The organism is Streptomyces capillispiralis (assembly GCF_007829875.1).
GTDB classification, from domain to species: Bacteria; Actinomycetota; Actinomycetes; order Streptomycetales; family Streptomycetaceae; genus Streptomyces; species Streptomyces capillispiralis.
The window spans coordinates 7,396,966-7,416,711 of the sequence record NZ_VIWV01000001.1 but is presented as its reverse complement, the minus strand read 5'-3'; the positions used below and the strand labels follow the sequence as shown (position 1 = coordinate 7,416,711).

Here is a 19,746-nt window from a genome sequence, read left to right as displayed (position 1 = left end):
GGCCGGGGTGGTGGAAGGGCTCACGTCGGTGCGCCGGACCGTCCGGGGCCCGCGGTGGCGGGCGTCCCCGTGCGGGCGGGGCGCAGGATGTCCGTGAGGGTCTTCTCGACGCGGTCGAGATGGTGGGTCATGGCCTCGACGGCGTCGTGCTCGGAACCGTCGGTCAGTGCCTCGACGATGGCGCGGTGCTCGCGGTTGGACTGCTCGCGGCGGTCGCCGAGTTCGTTGAGGAAGGCGGACTGGCGGGCCAGCGCGTCCCGGATCTCCTCGATGACCCGGCGGAACACCGGATTCTGGGCGGCCTCGGCGACGGCGAGGTGGAAGAGGGTGTCCATCGCCACCCACGCGGTGGTGTCGGTCTCCCGCTCCATACGGTCCAGGAGATGGGCCAGGTGGTCCAGGTTCTCCGGGGTGCGGCGCCGGGCGGCGTACCCGGCGACCGGGATCTCGATGTGGCGGCGCACTTCGAGGAGGTCGCTGGCCGCGTAGTCGCCGAAGGTGGGGTCCTCCACGGCGTTGGCGACGACGAAGGTGCCCTTGCCGGTGCGGGACACGGTCAGGCCCATGGTCTGCAGGGCGCGCAGCGCTTCGCGCAGCACGGGCCGGGAGACCTCCAGGGTGCGGCACAGCTCCGCCTCGGAGGGGAGCTTGTCGCCGATCGCGTACGCGCCGCGCTCGATGGCGGAGCGGAGGTGGGAGAGCACCGCTTCCATGGCGCTGACGCGCCGCGGCCCCGACCCACCTGTCTGGCTGTCTGACAGGTTCACGGGACCGATCCTGCGGTCCGAGCCCGCGCCCTGTCAAGGCGGGGTGGTGCCAGCCACACCCCGCTTCCGGGTGCCAACATCATTCTGCGGCGCCGGCGGCTTTCCCATACTGACGCCATGGCCCATTCCACAGTGCTCACGGACACCCCCGCCCCACACGAAGGCGGAGAGGGAAGCGGAAGGCAGAACGAAGAGCGGAACGAAAAGGGGCGCGCAGAGGGGCGCGAAAAGGGAAGTGATTTCTCCGAACTGTCACGGCGCATAGCCGAAGCGGGACTGCTCAGGCGCCGCCCGCTCTACTACACGGTGCGTTTCGGAGCCGTCGCGCTGGCCCTCGCGGGAGGTGTCACCGCCTTCTGTGTCCTGGGGGACAGCTGGAGCCAGCTCTTCGTCGCCGCCGCCCTCGCCGTGGTGTTCGGGCAGCTCGGACTGGCCGCGCACGACCTGGCCCACCGCCAGGTGTTCTCCCGGCGGCGGCCCAGCGAGATCGGCGGTCTGCTGGTGGCCGACGTGCTGCTGGGCATGAGCTATGGCTGGTGGATGAACAAGCACACGCGCCACCACGCGAACCCCAATCACGAGACGAAGGACCCGGACGTCGCCCCGGACCTCCTGGTGTGGTCACGGCGTCAGGCGCAACGGGCCAAGGGCCCGGCGCGGTTCATCGGGAAACACCAGGCGGCCCTTTTCTTCCCGTTGCTGACCCTGGAGGGCCTCAATCTGAGTCTCAGCAGTTTCAGGGCTCTGCGCCGTCCGTCGATGAAGCGTCCGGTGCTGGAGGGAACCCTGCTCGTCGCCCACTTCGCCGTGTATTTCGGCGGGCTTTTCCTGGTCCTCTCCCCCGGCAAGGCGCTCGCGTTCATCGCCGTCCACCAGGGTCTGTTCGGGATCTACCTCGGCTCCGTCTTCGCCCCCAACCACAAGGGCATGCCGATGATCGAGGAGGGCACCGAGCTGGACTTCCTGCGCCGGCAGGTCCTCACCTCGCGCAACGTGGACGGCGGGGTGCTGATCGACGCGTTCATGGGCGGGCTGAACTACCAGATCGAGCACCACCTGTTCCCCAGCATGCCGACGCCGGCCCTCGGCCGGGCCCAGGTCATCACCGAGCGGTACTGCGCGGAGCTGGGCATCCCCTACCACCGGACGGGGCTGCTCGCCTCGCACCGTGCTGCCCTGCGCCACCTCAGGCAGGTCGGGGAGCCGCTGCGCGCCGCCGGCTGAGGGCCCACGGAAGAAGGAGGGCCGCCGGCAGCGGGCGCCGGCGCCATGGGGCACCGCTACCACCCCTTCTCGAACATCTCCGCGACCTCGGCGATCCGTGCCTCGTCGCACCGGTAGACGACGGGATCCGCGCAGCAGTCGGTACGCAGCATGCCCAGGGCCGTCAGCAGCCGGAGGTGGGCGAGGACTACCGGACGGGACACGCCCAGGCCCGCGGCGACGTCGTCCGCGGTGAAGCCGCTCCGGTCGCCGCCCGCTTCCCTCAGCCACGCCAGGATCCGCAGCCGCGTCACGTTGACGGGGGTCCTCAGCATCTCGCACACCTCCGCGCCGGGCCTCCTCGCGCCGGTGCTGTTCCACTGTCCCGCCGGCGGGCCGCCCGTGTCCCGCGGTCACGGCAGCTTGTCCGGGACCCGCCGTCCCCGGTCCGCCGGTCACCGCGTCCGGGGTGCAGCCGGGTCGCACCGGACCGCGGGCACCCTGGGCACACCCGGCAGTGTTGCAGAGCAACGCTGCGGCAACGGGCCGGCCGCCAAGCCCGTGACCGGCCGGAAAAGGTCCGGGAACGGCGACGGTGCCCGCGCAACGGGCCGTCCGCGCGACGCACTTCGGAGCGCTGGCCGCGCAACACCTCCGGCTTCCTCCATATTGGTCTCTCCGTCCGCGACCAGCCGGACGGAGGACAACTCCCGTCGCACGGCGACGGATTGGACGAATGGAGAGCGCGGTGCACCGTCCTCTGCTGTCATTGAGGTCAGCACTGATATTCCTGCTCGCCCTGCTCACCGGCGGGGCGGCGAGCGGGCTGACGGCCGTCGCCGGGGAAGGCGCCGCGCGCAGCCTGCTCGCGGGCCTCGCCGCCGCAGGACTGGCCGTGCCCTTCTTCAACCACCTCATCGCCGCCGAGGACGGCGCCGGCCCGGTCGAGGAGAACAGCAATGGGTGAACTGCGGCCTCTGGGAGACGACCTCAACGACGCCTCCCGCGCGTTGGCGGAGGCGCTGCGCGAGCTCTTCGAGAGCCTGCACCTGTCCGTCCGCCGGTACGCGGCACGGCGCCGGCTCGATCCGGGCACGGTCTCGCGCTACCTGAACGGCACCCGGTTACCCCCGTGGCAGGTGATCAGCGACCTCTTCACCGATGTCGCCGAGCATCGCGGGACCGCCGTCACCACCGAGGCCATCGAGCTGGTCCGGAGCCTGTACGGATCGGCCGTGGACGCCGCCTCCTCCCCCAAGCACGCGCTGGAGATCCTGGAGCAGCAGCTGGCCGACGCCGACCACGTCTCCCGGCGGTCCAGTGTCCGCGGCGACGTCCTGGGTGACGCGCTGCTGGACCGGACCCAGCGCATCGCCGATCTGGAGACGCGGCTCAACCAGCTGGAGGCCGACCGCATCGCGGAGCGCAAGCGGGCGGACGAGCTCACGCGGGCGCACCCGGACGTCTCGGGTCTCATCCAGGAACGCAACGCGCTCCGGATGGAGGTCGAGCGCCTGGGAGCGGCCCTCCGGGAGGCGCAGGCCCAGCGTGCCGCGGCGGAGGGCCGCTGCGATCTGCTGGAGCGTCAGCTCGACGCCGTCGAGCAGGCCACGGCGGCCGTGCTGCCGGCGGGGCCCCAGGACATGCCCAAGATCCTCGTCGTGGACGATCAGCCGGACAACCTGCTGGCGATGACGGCGGTCCTGGCGACGCTGGAGCAGGAGCTCGTCACGGTCTCCTCCGGCCGGGAGGCCCTGAAGGCCCTGCTCGACCACGACGACTTCGCGGTCATCATCATGGACGTGCAGATGCCGGAGATGGACGGCTACGAGACCTGCGCGCACATCAAACGCCGCCCGAGGACCCGGGACGTCCCCATCATCTTCCTGACCGCGATGGGCACGGGATCGGAACACTCCGCCCGCGGGTACGCGGCCGGTGCCGTCGACTACATCAGCAAGCCCTTCGACCCGTGGGCCCTGCGGGCCAAAGTCGCCGTGTTCACCTCCATCTACCTCGAGCGGCACAGCCAGTAGAGCCCCGGCGGGCGCGGCGTCGCCCGGTCCCGTACACGGAAGGGGGACGGGACCGGGCTCGCCCGCCGAACGGCACCGGCCCCTGGCCGGCCAGGGCCTGTCGTGTGGATCAGGCCGGCGGCGCGGGGCGCGGCACGGTCGCGATCTGGATCAGGTTGCCGCAAGTGTCGTCGAAGACGGCGGTGGTGACGGGGCCCATGTCCAGGGGTTCCTGGGTGAAGCGGACACCGAGGCCGCTCAGCCGCTCGTGCTCCGCCCGGACGTCGTCGACGGCGAACTGGGCGAGCGGGATGCCGTCCTGGACGAGGGCGTCGCGGTAGGTCTTGGCGGCCGGGTGTCCGGTGGGTTCCAGGAGGAGTTCGGTGCCGTCGGGGTCCTCGGGCGAGACGACGGTCAGCCACCGGTCCCGCTCGCCCACCGGCACGTCGTGCTTCTTCACGAAGCCGAGGATCTCGGTGTAGAACCGCTCGGCCTTGGTCTGGTCGTCGACGAAGACGCTGGTCAGATGGATCTTCATGGGGTGTTCTCCTCCGGTCCCCGGGCGTCCGTCACGAGCCATCGCTCGGTGATCTGCCGCAGCGGGGCCCTGTTCAGGTCGTGGAACTTGTAGCGGCCCTCCCGCCTGGTCTCGACGAGCCCGGCGGCCTCCAGCACGGCGAGGTGCTGGGAGACCGCCTGGCGCGAGATGCCGAACCCGTGCTTCATGCTCAGGCGCGAGCAGATCTCGAAGAGCGTCTGCCCGGATCGCTCCGCCAGCTCGTCGATGATCGTGCGGCGGGTGGGGTCGGCCAGTGCTTTGAAGAGGTCGTCGGCCACACCCCCAGAATAGGCAAGTCGTCACTTGCCTATCAAGTCGGGGCGCGGCCGGACACCGGGGAGACCGCCCGGCGCCCCGCCGCGCCCCTCCGCCGCTACCGGTGGCGGAACCAGGCCGTCGCCGGGAGCGCGCGGTCGTCGTAGCCGAACAGTGCCTGGTTCTCCCAGCCGTTGCCGGAGGACGGGTCGGCCGGGTCCCAGCCGTTGCCGCCGCGGGCGGTCCAGGTCGCCTCCCAGTAGAAGACGCCGAGGCCGCGGCCGTTCGGGACGGCCTCCACGATGCTCGCCACGTCGTTCATCCAGCGGGTCTGGCCGGTCGTGGTGGCCGGGTAGCCGGGCACCAGTTCGCTGTCGAGGTCGATGATGTTCTCCAGCGCGTCCTCGCTGTCCAGACGGAACGGGTAGGCCGTCTCGGCGATGAAGACGGGCTTGCCGTACCGGGCGGCCGCGTCGTCCAGGGTGGTCTGGACGTCGCGCAGCGTGCCGTGCCAGTAGCCGTAGTACGACAGGCCGATGGCGTCGAACCTCACCCCGTGGGACACCGCGTTGTCGAACCACCAGCGGGTGCCCTCGAGGTCACCGCCCTCGGCGAGGTGCAGCGCCGCGACCGTGGACGGGTCGACCGCCTTGACGGCGTCGTAGCCGGAGTTGAGCAGGCCGGCGAGTTGCGTCCAGTTGTCGGTGGAACCCTCGCTCCACAGCATGCCGCCGTTGATCTCGTTGCCGACCTGGACCATGTCCGCGGTGGTGCCCTGCGCCTTCAGCGCGCTGAGCACGTCGTACGTGTGGTCGTGGACGTCCTTCCTCAGCTGCCCGTAGGAGTGGCCGGCCCAGGCGGCGGGCTTGTTCTGCTTGCCGGGATCGGCCCAGGCGTCCGAGTAGTGGAAGTCGACCAGCAGCTTCATGCCCTGTGCCTTGATCCGCTTCGCCAGGGCGAGGACGTGCGCCTTGTCGTTGTAGCCGTCGGCCGGGTCCACCCACACCTTCACGCGGGCGTAGTTCATGCCGGTGGACCTCAGCAGCGCGACCGCGTCGCCCGTGCCGCCGGAGGCGCTGCGGTAGACCCCGCCCATCGCCTCGCTCTTGGGCAGGGAGGAGATGTCGGCACCCTTGACGGCCAGGCCGGCGGTGCCCGGAGTGAAGGTGATGTCGTCAACATTGATCCAGTTGCCGGCGTTCGCGTCACTGTTGACGCTGACCGTGCACCTGTTGCCGGTCACCTTGACGGGCACGACGATCCGGATCCATCCGGAGTCGGACACCGGGAGGCCGGTGCGCTGCTCGGCGCCCCCGCAGTTCCTCAGCGCGAGGTAGGCCGCCTTCTGGCCGCCGCCGGAGCGGACCCAGGCGGTGAGCCTGTAGTCGCCGTCGGCCAGACCCGACAGGTACTGGTACGTCTCCACCTTGTACGCCGAGGGCGACCAGTGGGACAGGCGGTGGCTGCCGCCGCGGCCGCCGGCCTCCGTGTAGGAGGCGGCCGTGTCGCCGTACTCGGACCAGCCGTTCGGGGTGGCCGCGCCCGAACCGTCGGCCTCGAAACCCCCGTTGGTGAGGGTGCTCGCGGCGGTGGCGTGCTGGGCGGGCAGTGCGGTCAGGGCGAGTCCCGCCACGAGCGGCGGCAGCAGGGCCCGGAGGGTGCGTCTGGGATGGAACATGGGCGTTCGTCGTCCCTTCGACGTGGGGTGGGGAATGCCCCGCGCCCCGGAGGGCGAGGGCGCCCTCCGCCCGCGGGTTCGCGTCCTCACGCGGGCGGAGGGGAGTCACGGCTCAGCCGTCGAGGCGCACGACCCGGACGGCTCCGGCCGGGACCGCGAGGCGGCCCGCGGCCCGTTCACCGGTCAGCAGTTCGGTGCCGGGGGTGTCCAGCGGCACCTTGGCGTCGGTGGCGGTGTGGTTGATCGCGAACAGGAAGGTGCCCGACTCGCCGGTGCGGCGCACCACTTCGACGTCGCGGGGCAGGTCGGTGCGCGGGGCGATGCCCGCGTCCGCGAGGGGCCGGCCGAGCAGGGCGGCCAGGGACTCGGCGCCCGGCCGGGTGGAGACGTACCAGGCGGTGCCCTCGCCGAGGCGGTGCCGGGTGACGGCGGGGCGGCCGGCGGCCGGGCCGTCGGCGTACGTCCACACGGTCTCGGCGCCGCGCGGCACCACGAACTCCGTCCACACGTCGGCGTCGAGTCCGGCGCCGTCGGGGCCGGACAGGCGCACCCGTTCGCCGCGCAGGAGCGGGGAGAACTCCTCGACGGTCAGGCCGAGGGCGTCGCGCAGGGCGCCCGGGTAGGGGCCGGTGTGGACGGCGTCGTGCTCGTCGACGATGCCGGAGAAGTACGACACCACGAGGGTCCCGCCGTTCTCGACGTACTCCGCGAGGTTGCGGCCGGCCGCCTCCGTCATCAGGTACAGGGCCGGTACGACGACAAGGGGATAGCTCGACAAGTCGGCTTCCGGGTGGGCGAAGTCGACGGTCAGGTGGTGGTCGTAGAGCGCCTCGTAGTAGGCGTCGGCGCGTTCGCGGGCGTCGTGGTCCTCGCTGGGGCGCCAGTCGAGGTTCTGCGCCCACCAGGACTGCCAGTCCCACAGCACGGCCACGTCGGCCTCGGTGCGGGTGCCGCGGATCGGGGCCAACGCCTCGACGGCCGCGCCGAGTCCGGTCACCTCGCGCCAGACGCGGGTGTCGGTGCCGCCGTGCGGCAGCATCGCGGAGTGGAACTTCTCGGCGCCCCGCCGGGACTGGCGCCACTGGAAGAACATCGCGCCCTCGGAGCCGCGGGCCACGTGCGCCAGGGAGTTGCGGGCCATCTGGCCGGGGGTCTTGGCCGGGTTGCGGGGCTGCCAGTTGACGCCCGAGGTGGAGTGTTCGAGCAGCAGCCAGGGGGCGCCGCCGGCGACGGAGCGGGTGAGGTCGGCGGCCATCGCCAGGTTGACGTGGGTGCGGCGGCCGTCGGTGATCAGGTAGTGGTCGTTGGTGACGAGGTCGGCCTCGCGGCCCCAGGCCCAGTAGTCGACGGAGTCGCACTGGCTGAGGGCGGTCATGAAGTTGGTGGTGACCGGGACGCCGGGTGAGAGGCGGTGCAGGATGTCCCGTTCGGCCGTGAAGTTCTCGCGCATGGTGGCGTCGGCGAAGCGCCGGTAGTCCAGCGCCTGGGCGGGGTTGCCGACCGTCGCGGCCCGGCGCGGCGGGTTGATCTCCTCCAGGGAGGCGTAGCGCTGGCCCCAGAAGGCGGTACCCCAGGCCTCGTTGACGGCGTCGACGGTGCCGTAGGTCGTCACCAGCCAGCGGCGGAAGTGGGCGGCGCAGGCGTCGCAGTAGCAGGCGGAGACGGGGACGCCGTACTCGTTGTGGACGTGCCACATCGCGAGCGCGGGGTGGTCGCCGTAGCGCTCGGCGAGCCGGGTGGTGATGTTCGCGGCGGCCGCCCGGTAGTCGGCGTTGCTGTGGCAGATGGCGCCGCGCGAGCCGAACTCCAGGCGCACGCCGTCCGCGGTGACCGGGAGCGCGTCGGGGTGGGCGCGGTAGAACCAGGCGGGCGGCACCACGGTGGGCGTGCCGAGGTCGACGCGGACGCCGCCCGCGTGCAGCAGGTCCAGGTTCCGGTCGAGCCAGCCGAAGTCGTACACGCCGGGCGCGGGCTCCAGCAGGGCCCAGGAGAAGATCCCGACGCTCACCATCGTGACGCCGGCCTCCCGCATCAGCCGGACGTCCTCGTCCCAGACGCTTTCCGGCCACTGCTCGGGGTTGTAGTCCCCACCGAAGGCGAGCCCGGTGAGGCCCCTGGGGGTGGTCTCCGGCATGGAATCTCTCCCGATGTACTCGATCATTTGTGAACGTGCACACACCCTGGCGGGGCGGCGAAGCCAACATAACCGCACAGCAACAAGCATTGACAAGTGTCCGGGATGTTTCTCTACTGTGAACGCTCACAGAAGCGGCGCGAGCCGCGCACCGATGGGACAGCCGGTCTTCGCGCCAGGCGGAGGCCCAGGTCAGGGGAGTAATCCATGCCGTACACGAAGCGCCGTCGCCTCGTGAGTTCCGCCGTCGCGGTCACGCTCGGCGCCACCGCACTCGCCGCCTGCGGCTCGGAGTCCGGCGACGACGGCGACACCCGGTCGGGCCCGGTCTCACTGACGTACTGGACCTGGACGCCCGGCATGGACAAGGTCGTGGACTTGTGGAACAAGGGGCCGGGGAAGAAGGAGCGGATCACCGTCACGGTGAAGAAGCAGGCGTCCGGCGACACCCTGGTCACCAAGATCCTCACCGCGCACAAGGCCGGCAAGGCACCCGACCTGGTGCAGGCGGAGTACCAGGCGCTGCCCACCCTGGTCAGCAATGACGCGCTCGCCGACATAGCGGACAGCGTGGGCGACGCCAAGGACAAGTTCGCCGACGGTGTCTGGCAGCAGACCACGCTCGGCACGGACGCCGTGTACGCCGTCCCGCAGGACATCGGGCCGATGATGTTCTACTACCGCGAGGACCTGTTCGAGCAGTACGGCCTGACCGTCCCGTCCACCTGGGACGAGTTCGCCGAGACGGCGCGCAAGCTGAAGAAGGCGGCTCCCGACAAGGACCTGACCACCTTCTCGGCCAACGACTCCGGCCTGTTCGCGGGCCTCGCCCAGCAGGCCGGCGCCCGGTGGTGGACCACCTCCGGCGACCGCTGGAAGGTGCGCATCGACGACGACGCCACCAGGAAGGTCGCCGAGTTCTGGGGCGGCCTGGTGAAGGAGGGCGCCATCGACAACCAGCCGATGTACACCCCGGCCTGGAACAAGGCGCTCAACACCGGCCGGCAGATCGCCTGGGTGAGCGCCGTGTGGGCGCCGGGCACGCTGACCACGGCCGCGCCCGACACCGAGGGCAAGTGGGCGATGGCCCCGCTCCCCCAGTGGGACGACGGCGAGCGCCGCACCGGCAGCTGGGGCGGCTCCTCCACCGCCGTGACCACGGACTCCGGCGACAAGGACGCCGCCGCGAAGTTCGCCGCCTGGCTGAACACCGACGGCGAGGCGCTGAACGCGCTGGCGAAGGAGGGCGGCATCTACCCGGCCTCCACCTCCGCCCAGCTCAGCGGCGCCTTCACCAGCCCGCCGGCGTACTTCCCCAACCAGCCCGACTTCTACCAGAAGGCCGCCGAGATCGCGGAGACCACGGCACCGTCCGCCTGGGGACCGAACGTCAACGTCGCCTACACCACGTTCAAGGACGCCTTCGGCGCCGCCGCGAAGAACCGGTCGGACTTCACCGCCGCCCTGGAGACCATGCAGCGGGACACGGTCGCCGACCTGAAGAAGCAGGGATTCGGGGTCGCCGAGTGAAGTCCCCGGCCCGCAGGGGGCCGTACGGGGTCAGGAGCGCCCCGTACGTCTTCCTGGTCCCCGCGACGGTTCTGTTCCTCCTGTTCTTCACGCTGCCCATCGGGTACGCCGTCTGGCTCAGCCTCCGCAAGGTGCGGGTCTCCGGCCTCGGCCTCGGGTCCGGTGCCCGCGAGGAGGTCTGGGCCGGCCTGGAGAACTACACCGGCGCCCTGTCCGACAGCGAGTTGCTGAACGGCGCGCTGCGCGTGCTCGGCTACGGCTGCGTCGTGGTGCCGGTCATGCTGGGCCTCGCGCTGCTGTTCGCGCTGATGCTCGACTCCGAGAAGGTACGGCTCGCCTCCTTCACCCGGCTCGCGATCTTCCTGCCGTACGCCGTTCCCGGTGTGGTGGCGGCCCTGCTGTGGGGCTTCCTGTACCTGCCGGACGTCAGCCCCTTCTACTTCGTCCTGGACGCACTGGGCCTGCCCCAGCCGGACCTGCTGGACGGCGGCCCGCTGTACCTCGCCCTGTCGAACATCGCGGTGTGGGGCGGCACCGGCTTCAACATGATCGTCATCTACACCGCGCTGCGGGCCGTCCCGGCCGAGGTGTACGAGGCGGCGAAGCTGGACGGCGCCGGCCCGCTGCAGATCGCGCTGCGGATCAAGATCCCGATGGTGGCGCCCTCACTGGTGCTGACCTTCTTCTTCTCGATCATCGCGACCCTCCAGGTGTTCAACGAACCGACCACCCTCAAGCCGCTCACCAACTCCGTGTCCACCACCTGGAGTCCGCTGATGAAGGTGTACCAGGACGCCTTCGGCAAGGGCGACATCCACGCGGCGGCCGCGCAGGCGACCCTCATCGCGCTCGCCACCCTGGTGCTGTCCTTCGGCTTCCTGCGGGCGGCGAACCGACGCAACAGGCAGGAGGCGGCCCGATGAGCTCCGTGGCCCCGCACCAGGCCGAGCCCACGGCCGGCATCGCAACGGGCACCACCCCTGACACCGCCCGACGCGTGGCCGGGCGCCGCCGGACCGCGCTGGTCCCGACGCTGACGCTGCTGCTCGGCGCGCTCTACTGCCTGCTGCCCGTCGCCTGGGTGGTCATCGCGTCCACCAAGTCCGGCTCGGAGCTGTTCTCCACCTTCACGTTCTGGCCGGGCACCGGCTTCGCCGGCAACCTCTCCGACCTGGGCGCCTACCGCGACGGCGTCTACTGGCGGTGGATGGGCAACTCCGCGCTGTACGCCGGGCTGGGCGCGCTGCTGTCGACGTGCGTGTCCGCGGTCAGCGGCTACGCCCTGGCGGTCTACCGCTTCCGGGGCCGCGAGACGCTGTTCAACGTGCTGCTCGCGGGCGTGCTGATGCCGCCGGTGATCCTCGCCGTCCCGCAGTACCTGCTGCTGGCGAAGGCGGACCTCACCGACTCCTACCTGGCGGTGCTGCTGCCGCAGATCCTCTCCCCGTACGGCGTCTACCTCGCGCGGATCTACGCCGCGGCCGCGGTGCCGGCCGACGTGGTGGAGGCCGGGCGGATGGACGGCGCCGGCGAGTGGCGGATCTTCACCCGGGTCGCGCTGCCGATGATGGTGCCGGGACTGGTGACGGTCTTCCTGTTCCAGTTCGTGGCGGTCTGGAACAACTTCCTACTGCCGTACATCATGCTCAGCGACGACGAGAAGTTCCCGATCACCCTCGGTCTGTACACCCTGCTCGAACAGGGCGCCAACACCCCGGCGCTGTACACGCTGGTGGTCACGGGGGCGTTCCTGGCGGTGTTTCCGCTGGTCGCGCTGTTCCTGGTGGTCCAGCGGTTCTGGAGTCTGGATCTGCTCTCCGGGGCCGTAAAGTCATGACCATGAGCAACACGGGGGGCAGGCGCAGGCCGCCGACGATCCACGACGTGGCGCGCGAGGCAGGGGTCTCGCGCGGCACCGTCTCGCGGGTGCTCAACGGCGGCCACTACGTCAGCCCGGCCGCGGCCCAGGCGGTCGAGGCCGCCATCCGCAAGACGGGCTACGTCGTCAACCGGCACGCCCGCTCGCTGATCACCGGCCGTTCGGACTCGGTGGGCTTCCTGCTCACGGAGCCCCAGGAGCGGTTCTTCGAGGACCCCAACTTCAATGTGCTGCTGCGCGGTTGCACCCAGGCGCTGGCCGCGCACGACATCCCGCTGCTGCTGATGCTGGCCGGCACGGACGACGAACGGCGGCGCATCACGCGGTACATCACCGCCGGGCACGTCGACGGGGTGCTGCTGGTCTCCAGCCACTCCGGTGACCCGGTGGCCGAGGAACTGCGGGCGGCGGGTGTGCCGCTGGTCGCGTGCGGCAAGCCCATCGGGCTGGGCTCGAAGGTGAGTTACGTGGCCGCCGACGACCGGGACGGCGCCCGCGACATGGTCCGGCACCTGCTGGCGCTGGGCCGGCGGCGGATCGGCGTGGTGACCGGTCCGCTCGACACCCCGGGCGGTGTGGAACGCCTCGCCGGGTACCGGGAGGTGCTGGCCGAGGCGGGCGTCGAGGCGGACGAGCGGCTCGTCGTCTCCGGCGACTACACCCGGGCCGGCGGTGAGGCGGGCGCGGAGCGGCTGCTGGCGCGGGCACCGGGCATGGACGCCGTGTTCGTCGCCTCGGACCTGATGGCCCAGGGGGTGCTGACGGCACTGCACCGGGCCGGACGCCGGGTCCCGGAGGACATCGCGGTCGGCGGCTTCGACGACTCCCCCGCCGCGGTGGCCGCCAGCCCGGAACTGACCACCATCCGCCAGCCGTGGGACCGCATCAGCAGCGAGATGGTGCGGGTGCTGCTGGCCCAGATCGGCGGCGAGGACCCGGCCGCGGTGATCCTGCCGACGGAGCTGGTGAAGCGGGCCTCCACCTGAGGTCTCCCCCGGTCCATAGGAGCCCGCGTGACCTGCCGGAACGGGCCGTCACGGTGCGTTCATTGAATATCGAACGAGTGTTACCGTTCGAGTATGGCAGCGAAGACGGCCGACGCGCGGCTCGCGGAACAGTGGCGGGACATCCTCGCCGTGCACGCGCGCACCCTGGGCGAGATCGACCGCGCGCTGCACCCGTACGGTCTCGGCGCCTCGGACTTCGAGGTGCTCGACCTACTCGCGACCGCGGCACCGCAGGACGCCGAGCAGTGCCGGGTGCAGAACCTGGTGGGCCGCGTGCACCTCAGCCAGAGCGCGCTGTCCCGTCTCATCGCCCGGCTGGAGAAGGACGGCCTGGTCGAGCGCAGCATGTGCCTGGAGGACCGGCGCGGCGTGTTCGTGTCGCTCACCGGCAGGGGCCGCGAGCTGCACGCCGAGGTGCTGCCGGTGCAGCGCGCCGCCCTGGCCCGCGCCCTGGGCGAGTAGCGGCCGGGCCCGCCGGGGCCTTCCGGATCAGGGGCGGGCCAGCAGGGTGCGCACTCCCTCCGAGCTGAGCGTCAGACGGTGCTCGGAGCTGCCGTCGATGGTGAGGGAGAGGTCGTCGGCCGGCCACTGGGCGGCGAGCGCGCCGAGCGGGACCAGACGGTACCGGGAGACGAAGGGCAGCAGCCCCGCCATCTCCAGTTCGGAGGTGAAGACGGGCACCACCTGGGTGCCGCCCGGCTGCTCCAGCACCGGAAGGGCCACGGCGCCCGGGTCGGCGGCCTCCTCGTCGCCCGCGTCGTCCGGTACCGGTATCAGCACGTCACTGTTGGCGAGGGCGTCCAGCGCCACCGCGTCCTCGGTGTTCTCCGACAGCGCGTCCAGAGCCCGCTGGGCGGGTGTGGGGGCGTTGTTCTCGTGCGCGGGTGTTTCCATGACAGATCCCTGGTAGCGGTGGTCGTACGGCCCACCCGGGACATGATCCGGCCCGGGCACGGTGCTGCACGCGTACCCGATCGCCCGCGGGGCAATCCTGCGGAATTCCGGGTGCTGCGGCACCGCCGGGCACCCCCTCGGGACCCCATGACCCGCATGGCTATCATATGAGCACCCTCTAGCTCGAAAGATGGACCTGTGACTGTCAACGAAGACTCGTTCACGCATTGGAAGCACCGCGAGGAGATCGCGGAGTCGATGATCCCGATCATCGGGAAGCTGCACCGCGAGCGGGACGTCACCGTCCTGCTGCACAGCCGCTCCTTGGTGAACAAGTCGGTGGTCAGCATCCTCAAGACCCACCGCTTCGCCCGGCAGATCGCCGGCGTCGAACTCTCGGTCACCGAGACGCTGCCCTTCCTCCAGGCGCTCACCACGCTCGACCTCGGCCCGTCCCAGATCGACATCGGCCTGCTCGCCGAGGCGTACCGGTCCGACGACCGGGGCCTGTCCGTCGAGGAGTTCACCGCCGAGGCCGTGGCCGGCGCCACCGGCGCCCACAAGATCGACCGCCGTGAGCCGCGCGACGTCGTCCTCTACGGCTTCGGCCGCATCGGCCGGCTCCTGGCCCGGCTGCTGATCGAGAAGTCGGGGTCCGGCAACGGTCTGCGGCTGCGTGCGATCGTGGTCCGCCGGGGCGGGGAGCAGGACATCGTCAAGCGGGCCTCGCTGCTGCGGCGCGACTCCGTGCACGGCCAGTTCCAGGGCACCATCACCGTCGACGAGGCGAACAGCACGATCGTCGCCAACGGCAACACCATCAAGGTGATCTACGCGGGCGACCCGACGGAGATCGACTACACGGCGTACGGCATCAAGAACGCCATCCTCATCGACAACACCGGCAAGTGGCGCGACCGCGAGGGGCTCTCGCTGCATCTGCGGCCCGGCATCGACAAGGTGGTGCTGACCGCGCCCGGCAAGGGCGACGTGCCCAACATCGTGCACGGCGTCAACCACGACACCCTCAAGCCGGACGAGCGGATCCTGTCCTGCGCGTCCTGCACCACCAACGCGATCGTCCCGCCGCTCAAGGCGATGGCGGACGAGTACGGCGTGCTGCGCGGGCACGTGGAGACGGTCCACTCGTTCACCAACGACCAGAACCTGCTGGACAACTACCACAAGTCGGAGCGCCGCGGCCGTTCCGCGCCGCTCAACATGGTGATCACCGAAACGGGTGCCGCCTCGGCCGTCGCCAAGGCGCTGCCCGACCTCGACGCGACCATCACCGGCAGCTCCATCCGCGTCCCCGTGCCGGACGTGTCGATCGCGATCCTCAACCTCCAGCTGGCCCGCGCCACCAACCGCCAGGAGGTCCTCGACCACCTGCGCAAGGTGTCGCTGACCTCGCCGCTGAAGCGTCAGATCGACTTCATCAGCGCCCCCGACGCGGTCTCCAGCGACTTCATCGGCTCGCGCCACGCCTCGATCGTCGACGCCGGAGCGCTGAAGGTCGAGGGCGACAACGCCATCCTCTACCTCTGGTACGACAACGAGTTCGGCTACTCCTGCCAGGTGGTCCGGGTCGTCCAGTACGTCTCCGGGGTGGAGTACCCGACGTACCCGGCCCCGGCGGTCTGACCGGAGCACGCGAGGGCAGCGGGACCGGTGAGGTGGCCGGTCCCGCTGCCGGTGTGCCCGCGCCGCCCCGCGGCAAGGGCCAGATCGGTAACGATCGTCGCGTGCGGGTTGCCGCGGCCCGCGCAGTTCCTAGTCTTCCGGCATGCCCCTCTTCAGCAGTCGCACCAGCAGACGTCCCCGTATCGTGCCGGCCCTCGACGACGCCGAGCTGGCGCGTGTGCTGGGGCGGTTGAGCAAGCGGGGCGGGAGCGCCAGGACCGCGGACGTCACGCTCGTCGCGTCCCTGCTGGAGGAGACCGGGGACGACTGGGACCGGCTCGGTCACCGCGTGTCCGTGCTGGCCGAGGCGACGGCCGAGGCGGAGATCGCGGCGGCGTGGCTGGGCAGGGAACCGCGGAACCCGGACGCCCTGCTGTTCCACGCCTGGGTCGAGCTGGCGCGCGGTCTGCGGGACGGAGTCCTCGAGGACGCCGGGCAGGTGGTCTCCCGCTGCTACCTGGCCGCCGAACTCAGACCCGAGGATCCGCTGCCGTGGGTGGTGCTGCTCGGGGTGGCGCGGATCGAGCGGTACGGGCAGAACGACGTCAACGCCGTCTGGCGGGAGGCCACCGGACGCGACCGCTGGCACCGTGAGGCGTACCTGCAGATGCTCGCGTACCTGTCGCCGGAGGAAGGGGGCTCCAGCGCGGCCGTCCTCGACTTCGTCGACGTGGTGCGCACCCGGATCCCGGCCAACGCGCCGTGCGCCGCCGTCGAGTTGACCGCGGCCGTCCGCCAGTACCAGGGGCTGCTGGCACAGGGCGGCGTGCGGGCCATGACCGCGGGTCAGCTGTGGGAGGGCGGGCAGATAGCGGCGGCGCTGGAGCAGGCCGCCGGGCTGTGGGCGAAGCCGGGCTTCTTCCAGCACGCGGCGGCGCAGGCCGACCTGAACGTGCTGGCGTACGCGCTGTGCGCGGCCGGCCGCGCCGCCGACGCACACCCTGTTTTCCAGGCGCTGGAGGGCATGGCCACACCCTGGCCGTGGAACGTGGACGGGCCCGCGCTCCAGCGGTTCGAGCAGCACCTGGCCAAGGCGGAACGGGGGCGTCAGGGCGGCTTCGGCGGCGCCTGACGCCGGGACCCGCCGTCCCGTCAGACGCGGGCCAGGACCGTGTCGACCGCCTCGCGCAAAGTCGTCACCGGGTCCGTCGAGGGGCCTTCGGAGCGCCAGGCGACGAAGCCGTCGGGGCGGACCAGCACCGCGCCGTCCGGGGTGACCCCGTGCGACCGGGCCCAGTCCGCACCGGCCTCGGGCCTCAGGTCCGCGTCGGGCCCGTCGCCGATCCGGTACGCGTCGAGGGGGACGGCCCTCCGTGCCCCCGCCTCGGCCGCCGCGGCGTGCCAGGCGCCGCCCTCGGAGCTCAGCAGGACCAGCGACCGCTCGTACAGGTCGAGCGTGGAGATCCGGGTGCCGGCGCGGTCCAGCCACAGGTGCGGGGCGCGGCTGCCCGGCTCGCCGTTCAGCGCGACCCCGTCGGGGACGACCGGCGTCGCGGGATCGGCGCCCAGCACCGCGCCGCGCGGGTAGCGGTAGGCGAGCGCGACGTTGAGGATGCCGCCCTTCCTGCCCCCGGGACCGGCGGCCCCGCCCGCGGGCGTGTACCCGGGGTGGCTGTGCTCCACCGAGCGGGAGGAGGCGCGGGCGCTGGTCGCCTCGGCGACGGGGCGGCGTTCGGCGTCGTACGACCCGAGCAGTCCGGGTCCGGCCCAGCCGCCCAGCACGGCGGCCAGCTTCCAGGCGAGGTTGTGGGCGTCCTGGATGCCGGTGTTGGAGCCGAACGCCCCGGTCGGTGACATCTCGTGGGCCGAGTCGCCGGCCAGGAACACCCTGCCGTCGGCGTACCGCTCGGCGACCCGCTCGGCGGCGTGCCAGGCGGCCCGGCCGGTGATCGTCACATCGAGGTCCGGTACGCCGACGGCGCGCCGGATGTGGGCGGCGCACCGCTCGTCGGTGAACTCCTCCAGGGTCTCCCCGTGTTCGGGGTGCCAGGGGGCGTGGAACACCCAGTGCTCCCGGTTGTCGACCGGCAGCAGGGCGCCGTCGGCGCCGGGAGCGGTGAGGTAGCAGACGATGAACTTGCGGTCGCCGACGACGTCGGCGAGGTCGCGGGAGGTGAAGGTGACGCTGACGTTGTGGAACAGGTCGCCGGGGCCGTTCTGCCCGATGCCGAGCCGTTCGCGGACGGGGCTGCGCGGACCGTCCGCGGCGACGAGGTAGTCCGCCCGCACGGTGGTGTGCTCGCCCGTCTCGCGGCTCTTGACCAGTGCCGTCACTCCTTCGCCGTCCTGGTCGAAGGACATCATCTCGGTGCCGAAGCGCAGGTCACCGCCGAGTTCGCGGGCGCTGTCCAGCAGCACGGGTTCGAGATCGTTCTGGCTGCACAGGCACCATCCGGCGGGGCTGAACCGGGCGAGCCCGCCCCCCGGGTCGATCTCCCGGAACAGCCACTCGCCGGCGTCACCCACCAGGGTCGGTGTCTGCAGGATGCCGTGGTTGTCCGCCAGGACGGACGCGGCCTCCTCGATGCGCCGGTCGACGCCGGCCGTCCGGAACAGCTCCATCGTGCGTACGTTGTTCCCCCGCCCGCGCGGGTGGATCGAGGTGCCCGCGTGGCGTTCCACCAGCGTGTGCGGCACCCCGAGCCGCCCCAGGAACAGGGATGTCGACAGCCCCACCAGGGAGCCTCCGACGATGAGGACGGGCGTGCGGTGAACCGCCTCGCCGGCCGTGTCCGATCGGTTCATTGAAACGCCTCCAGCGTCGCCCGCGTCGGGCTGAGGAACGGGACGCCCATTCCATGCCCGGTGCGGGCCCCCTCGCGCCCCGGCGGCACCCGGATGGCGCGGGGTTCACCCGGGTGCCCCGTGTCGCTCGCGCGCCGCGGGGGTCGCGTCAACCATCGACACATGGCGACCCCGGCCCATCGGACACGGTGTCGTTGCTGACCTTCCGTGAAGAGCTTCCGGACCGGAGCCTCGCCGACGGGGCTTCGTGGAGAAGAGGAGAGGTGCGCCGGATGACCATGTCAGGACGCATATCGCAGTCGGCTTTCGACGGCTCCAGGCTGCGGGTGATCCTGCTGCTCGACCTGTACGAGGGGGCCCAGGAGCAGTTCCTCGACGCGTACGAGCACATGCGCAACAAGGTCGCGTCCGTCCCCGGTCACATCAGTGACCAGCTGTGCCAGTCCATCGAGAACCCCTCGCAGTGGCTCATCACCAGCGAGTGGGAGAGCGCCCCGCCGTTCCTCGCGTGGGTGAACAGCGAGGAGCACGTGGAGACCGTCCGGCCGATGCACAGCTGCGTCCGGGACACCCGGTCGATGCGCTACAGCATCCTGCGCGAGACCCACCCCGGCCGGCCGCTGACGCCGGAGGCCGCGAAGGCCGGGCTCCAGTCGGCGGCCCGGGTCGGCGACGGCGTGGCGCGTCACGCCCTCACCTTCACCGTCAAGCCCGGGTCCGAGTCGAAGGTCGCGGAGCTGCTGGCCGGCTACAAGTCGCCCAGGGCGCAGGTGGACGACACCACGCGGCTGCGCCGCACCTCGCTGTTCATGCACGGCAACCGCGTCGTGCGGGCCGTGGAGGTGGAGGGCGACCTGCTGGCCGCGCTGCGGCACGTCGCCCGCCAGCCCGAGGTGCGCGCGGTCGAGGAGGCCATCAACCCCTATCTGGAGCAGGACCGGGACCTGACCGACCCCGACTCCGCGCGGGTGTTCTTCACCCGGGCCGCGCTCCCGGCCGTGCACCACGTGACGGCCGGCCGCCCCGAGCCCGCCGCCCTGCGGCGGCACGCGCTGTACTACCCGGCCGTGGCGGGCCGCGGCATGGATCTGGCCCGGTTCCTCGCCCACCAGGACGAGGCCGCGGCGGAGATCCCCGACAACCCGGTGTACGCGAGCACCGTGTTCCAGCGGGACGACATCGTGGTGCGCCTCGTCGACGTCACCGGCGAGCTCGACCTGGACCCGCGCGCCGCCCTCGGCATCGCGGGCCCGGGGAAGGCGACCGAGCTGGAACGTCTCCTGAACGGCGCCGCGATCGGCGTCGAGGGCGCCCTCGACTCGGAACGCAACCTCAACCGTCTCCTGGCGCACGCCGACATGCTGCCCGTCACCGACCGCAGCGCGGCGGAGTCCTGA

19 protein-coding genes are annotated in these 19,746 nt (G+C 71.6%); 11 read left to right on the top strand and 8 right to left on the bottom strand.

The genetic code is table 11. The annotated features are described in order from the left end of the window. Positions 1-20: 20 nt before the first annotated feature. Positions 21-713: a FadR/GntR family transcriptional regulator gene (locus FHX78_RS32470; RefSeq protein WP_145872261.1), complete on the bottom strand. Its 693-nt coding sequence runs from the start codon at positions 711-713 to the stop codon at positions 21-23. Between the two features lie 360 nt (positions 714-1,073). Here FHX78_RS32470 and FHX78_RS32465 point away from each other — a divergent pair, with 360 nt between their 5' ends. Further along, on the top strand, positions 1,074-1,991 hold the full coding sequence (locus FHX78_RS32465) for a fatty acid desaturase family protein (protein WP_145870924.1): 918 nt from the start codon (positions 1,074-1,076) through the stop codon (positions 1,989-1,991). Positions 1,992-2,047: 56 nt separating this feature from the next. Here FHX78_RS32465 and FHX78_RS32460 read toward each other — a convergent pair whose 3' ends face one another. Next, entirely contained in the window at positions 2,048-2,305 is a 258-nt protein-coding gene (locus FHX78_RS32460) for a winged helix-turn-helix domain-containing protein (RefSeq protein WP_189908643.1), read from the bottom strand. 434 nt (positions 2,306-2,739) lie between these two features. Between FHX78_RS32460 and FHX78_RS32455 the strand changes: the two genes are divergently transcribed. Then, positions 2,740-2,937 carry a hypothetical protein gene (locus tag FHX78_RS32455; protein WP_308439680.1) on the top strand — a complete coding sequence of 66 codons (198 nt, stop codon included), beginning with the start codon at positions 2,740-2,742 and terminating at the stop codon, positions 2,935-2,937. Then, a complete protein-coding gene (locus FHX78_RS32450; RefSeq protein WP_189908644.1) occupies positions 2,930-4,006 on the top strand; it encodes a response regulator in 1,077 nt (358 codons plus the stop codon). Before FHX78_RS32455 ends, FHX78_RS32450 begins: the two co-directional genes overlap by 8 nt. Positions 4,007-4,115: 109 nt before the next feature. Here FHX78_RS32450 and FHX78_RS32445 read toward each other — a convergent pair whose 3' ends face one another. The 4 genes from FHX78_RS32445 to FHX78_RS32430 form a co-directional block, all read right to left on the bottom strand. Then, positions 4,116-4,523, bottom strand: a complete 408-nt coding sequence (locus tag FHX78_RS32445; protein WP_145870921.1) for a VOC family protein — start codon at positions 4,521-4,523, stop codon at positions 4,116-4,118. Further along, positions 4,520-4,822: an ArsR/SmtB family transcription factor gene (locus FHX78_RS32440; protein WP_145870920.1), complete on the bottom strand. Its 303-nt coding sequence runs from the start codon at positions 4,820-4,822 to the stop codon at positions 4,520-4,522. Before FHX78_RS32440 ends, FHX78_RS32445 begins: the two co-directional genes overlap by 4 nt. 95 nt (positions 4,823-4,917) lie before the next feature. Beyond that, the gene (locus tag FHX78_RS32435; protein WP_145870919.1) at positions 4,918-6,477 is read right to left on the bottom strand and encodes a glycoside hydrolase family 53 protein; all 1,560 of its coding nucleotides are present in this window, start codon (positions 6,475-6,477) and stop codon (positions 4,918-4,920) included. 112 nt (positions 6,478-6,589) lie between these two features. Beyond that, positions 6,590-8,611 (bottom strand): beta-galactosidase, encoded by a 2,022-nt coding sequence (locus FHX78_RS32430; protein WP_145870918.1) that lies wholly within the window; start codon positions 8,609-8,611, stop codon positions 6,590-6,592. A 207-nt stretch (positions 8,612-8,818) separates the two neighbouring features. On the opposite strand from FHX78_RS32430, the gene FHX78_RS32425 reads away from it, so the two are divergent. From FHX78_RS32425 to FHX78_RS32405, 5 genes are all read left to right on the top strand, one after another. Then, positions 8,819-10,141: an ABC transporter substrate-binding protein gene (locus FHX78_RS32425; protein ID WP_145870917.1), complete on the top strand. Its 1,323-nt coding sequence runs from the start codon at positions 8,819-8,821 to the stop codon at positions 10,139-10,141. Then, positions 10,138-11,064 (top strand): carbohydrate ABC transporter permease, encoded by a 927-nt coding sequence (locus FHX78_RS32420; RefSeq protein WP_145870916.1) that lies wholly within the window; start codon positions 10,138-10,140, stop codon positions 11,062-11,064. Before FHX78_RS32425 ends, FHX78_RS32420 begins: the two co-directional genes overlap by 4 nt. Next, on the top strand, positions 11,061-11,978 hold the full coding sequence (locus tag FHX78_RS32415) for a carbohydrate ABC transporter permease (RefSeq protein ID WP_145870915.1): 918 nt from the start codon (positions 11,061-11,063) through the stop codon (positions 11,976-11,978). The genes FHX78_RS32420 and FHX78_RS32415 overlap by 4 nt, the downstream gene beginning before the upstream one ends. Beyond that, positions 11,975-13,006 (top strand): LacI family DNA-binding transcriptional regulator, encoded by a 1,032-nt coding sequence (locus FHX78_RS32410; protein ID WP_145870914.1) that lies wholly within the window; start codon positions 11,975-11,977, stop codon positions 13,004-13,006. Before FHX78_RS32415 ends, FHX78_RS32410 begins: the two co-directional genes overlap by 4 nt. A 93-nt stretch (positions 13,007-13,099) precedes the next feature. Continuing rightward, positions 13,100-13,489, top strand: coding sequence for a MarR family transcriptional regulator (locus FHX78_RS32405; RefSeq protein WP_145870913.1), 390 nt, complete (start codon positions 13,100-13,102; stop codon positions 13,487-13,489). A gap of 27 nt (positions 13,490-13,516) precedes the next feature. On the opposite strand, the gene FHX78_RS32400 is transcribed toward FHX78_RS32405, so the two are convergent. After that, positions 13,517-13,921, bottom strand: coding sequence for an SseB family protein (locus tag FHX78_RS32400; RefSeq protein ID WP_145870912.1), 405 nt, complete (start codon positions 13,919-13,921; stop codon positions 13,517-13,519). Between the two features lie 198 nt (positions 13,922-14,119). Between FHX78_RS32400 and FHX78_RS32395 the strand changes: the two genes are divergently transcribed. After that, the gene (locus FHX78_RS32395) at positions 14,120-15,565 is read left to right on the top strand and encodes a glyceraldehyde-3-phosphate dehydrogenase (protein ID WP_145870911.1); all 1,446 of its coding nucleotides are present in this window, start codon (positions 14,120-14,122) and stop codon (positions 15,563-15,565) included. A gap of 142 nt (positions 15,566-15,707) precedes the next feature. After that, the gene (locus FHX78_RS32390; RefSeq protein WP_145870910.1) at positions 15,708-16,676 is read left to right on the top strand and encodes a hypothetical protein; all 969 of its coding nucleotides are present in this window, start codon (positions 15,708-15,710) and stop codon (positions 16,674-16,676) included. Between the two features lie 20 nt (positions 16,677-16,696). Here FHX78_RS32390 and FHX78_RS32385 read toward each other — a convergent pair whose 3' ends face one another. Continuing rightward, the gene (locus tag FHX78_RS32385) at positions 16,697-18,349 is read right to left on the bottom strand and encodes an FAD-dependent oxidoreductase (protein WP_145870909.1); all 1,653 of its coding nucleotides are present in this window, start codon (positions 18,347-18,349) and stop codon (positions 16,697-16,699) included. Between the two features lie 272 nt (positions 18,350-18,621). On the opposite strand from FHX78_RS32385, the gene FHX78_RS32380 reads away from it, so the two are divergent. After that, positions 18,622-19,746: a SchA/CurD-like domain-containing protein gene (locus FHX78_RS32380; protein WP_145870908.1), complete on the top strand. Its 1,125-nt coding sequence runs from the start codon at positions 18,622-18,624 to the stop codon at positions 19,744-19,746.

Bases quoted from the DNA above. Each gene is read 5' to 3' on its own strand.
- FHX78_RS32445 (WP_145870921.1), bottom strand. From the start codon at position 4,523: ATGAAGATCCATCTGACCAGCGTCTTCGTCGACGACCAGACCAAGGCC.
- FHX78_RS32425 (WP_145870917.1), top strand. From the start codon at position 8,819: ATGCCGTACACGAAGCGCCGTCGCCTCGTGAGTTCCGCCGTCGCGGTC.
- FHX78_RS32470 (WP_145872261.1), bottom strand. From the start codon at position 713: ATGGAAGCGGTGCTCTCCCACCTCCGCTCCGCCATCGAGCGCGGCGCG.
- FHX78_RS32380 (WP_145870908.1), top strand. From the start codon at position 18,622: ATGACCATGTCAGGACGCATATCGCAGTCGGCTTTCGACGGCTCCAGG.
- FHX78_RS32460 (WP_189908643.1), bottom strand. From the start codon at position 2,305: ATGCTGAGGACCCCCGTCAACGTGACGCGGCTGCGGATCCTGGCGTGG.
- FHX78_RS32435 (WP_145870919.1), bottom strand. From the start codon at position 6,477: ATGTTCCATCCCAGACGCACCCTCCGGGCCCTGCTGCCGCCGCTCGTG.
- FHX78_RS32400 (WP_145870912.1), bottom strand. From the start codon at position 13,921: ATGGAAACACCCGCGCACGAGAACAACGCCCCCACACCCGCCCAGCGG.
- FHX78_RS32405 (WP_145870913.1), top strand. From the start codon at position 13,100: ATGGCAGCGAAGACGGCCGACGCGCGGCTCGCGGAACAGTGGCGGGAC.
- FHX78_RS32385 (WP_145870909.1), bottom strand. From the start codon at position 18,349: ATGAACCGATCGGACACGGCCGGCGAGGCGGTTCACCGCACGCCCGTC.
- FHX78_RS32430 (WP_145870918.1), bottom strand. From the start codon at position 8,611: ATGCCGGAGACCACCCCCAGGGGCCTCACCGGGCTCGCCTTCGGTGGG.
- FHX78_RS32410 (WP_145870914.1), top strand. From the start codon at position 11,975: ATGACCATGAGCAACACGGGGGGCAGGCGCAGGCCGCCGACGATCCAC.
- FHX78_RS32415 (WP_145870915.1), top strand. From the start codon at position 11,061: ATGAGCTCCGTGGCCCCGCACCAGGCCGAGCCCACGGCCGGCATCGCA.
- FHX78_RS32390 (WP_145870910.1), top strand. From the start codon at position 15,708: ATGCCCCTCTTCAGCAGTCGCACCAGCAGACGTCCCCGTATCGTGCCG.
- FHX78_RS32450 (WP_189908644.1), top strand. From the start codon at position 2,930: ATGGGTGAACTGCGGCCTCTGGGAGACGACCTCAACGACGCCTCCCGC.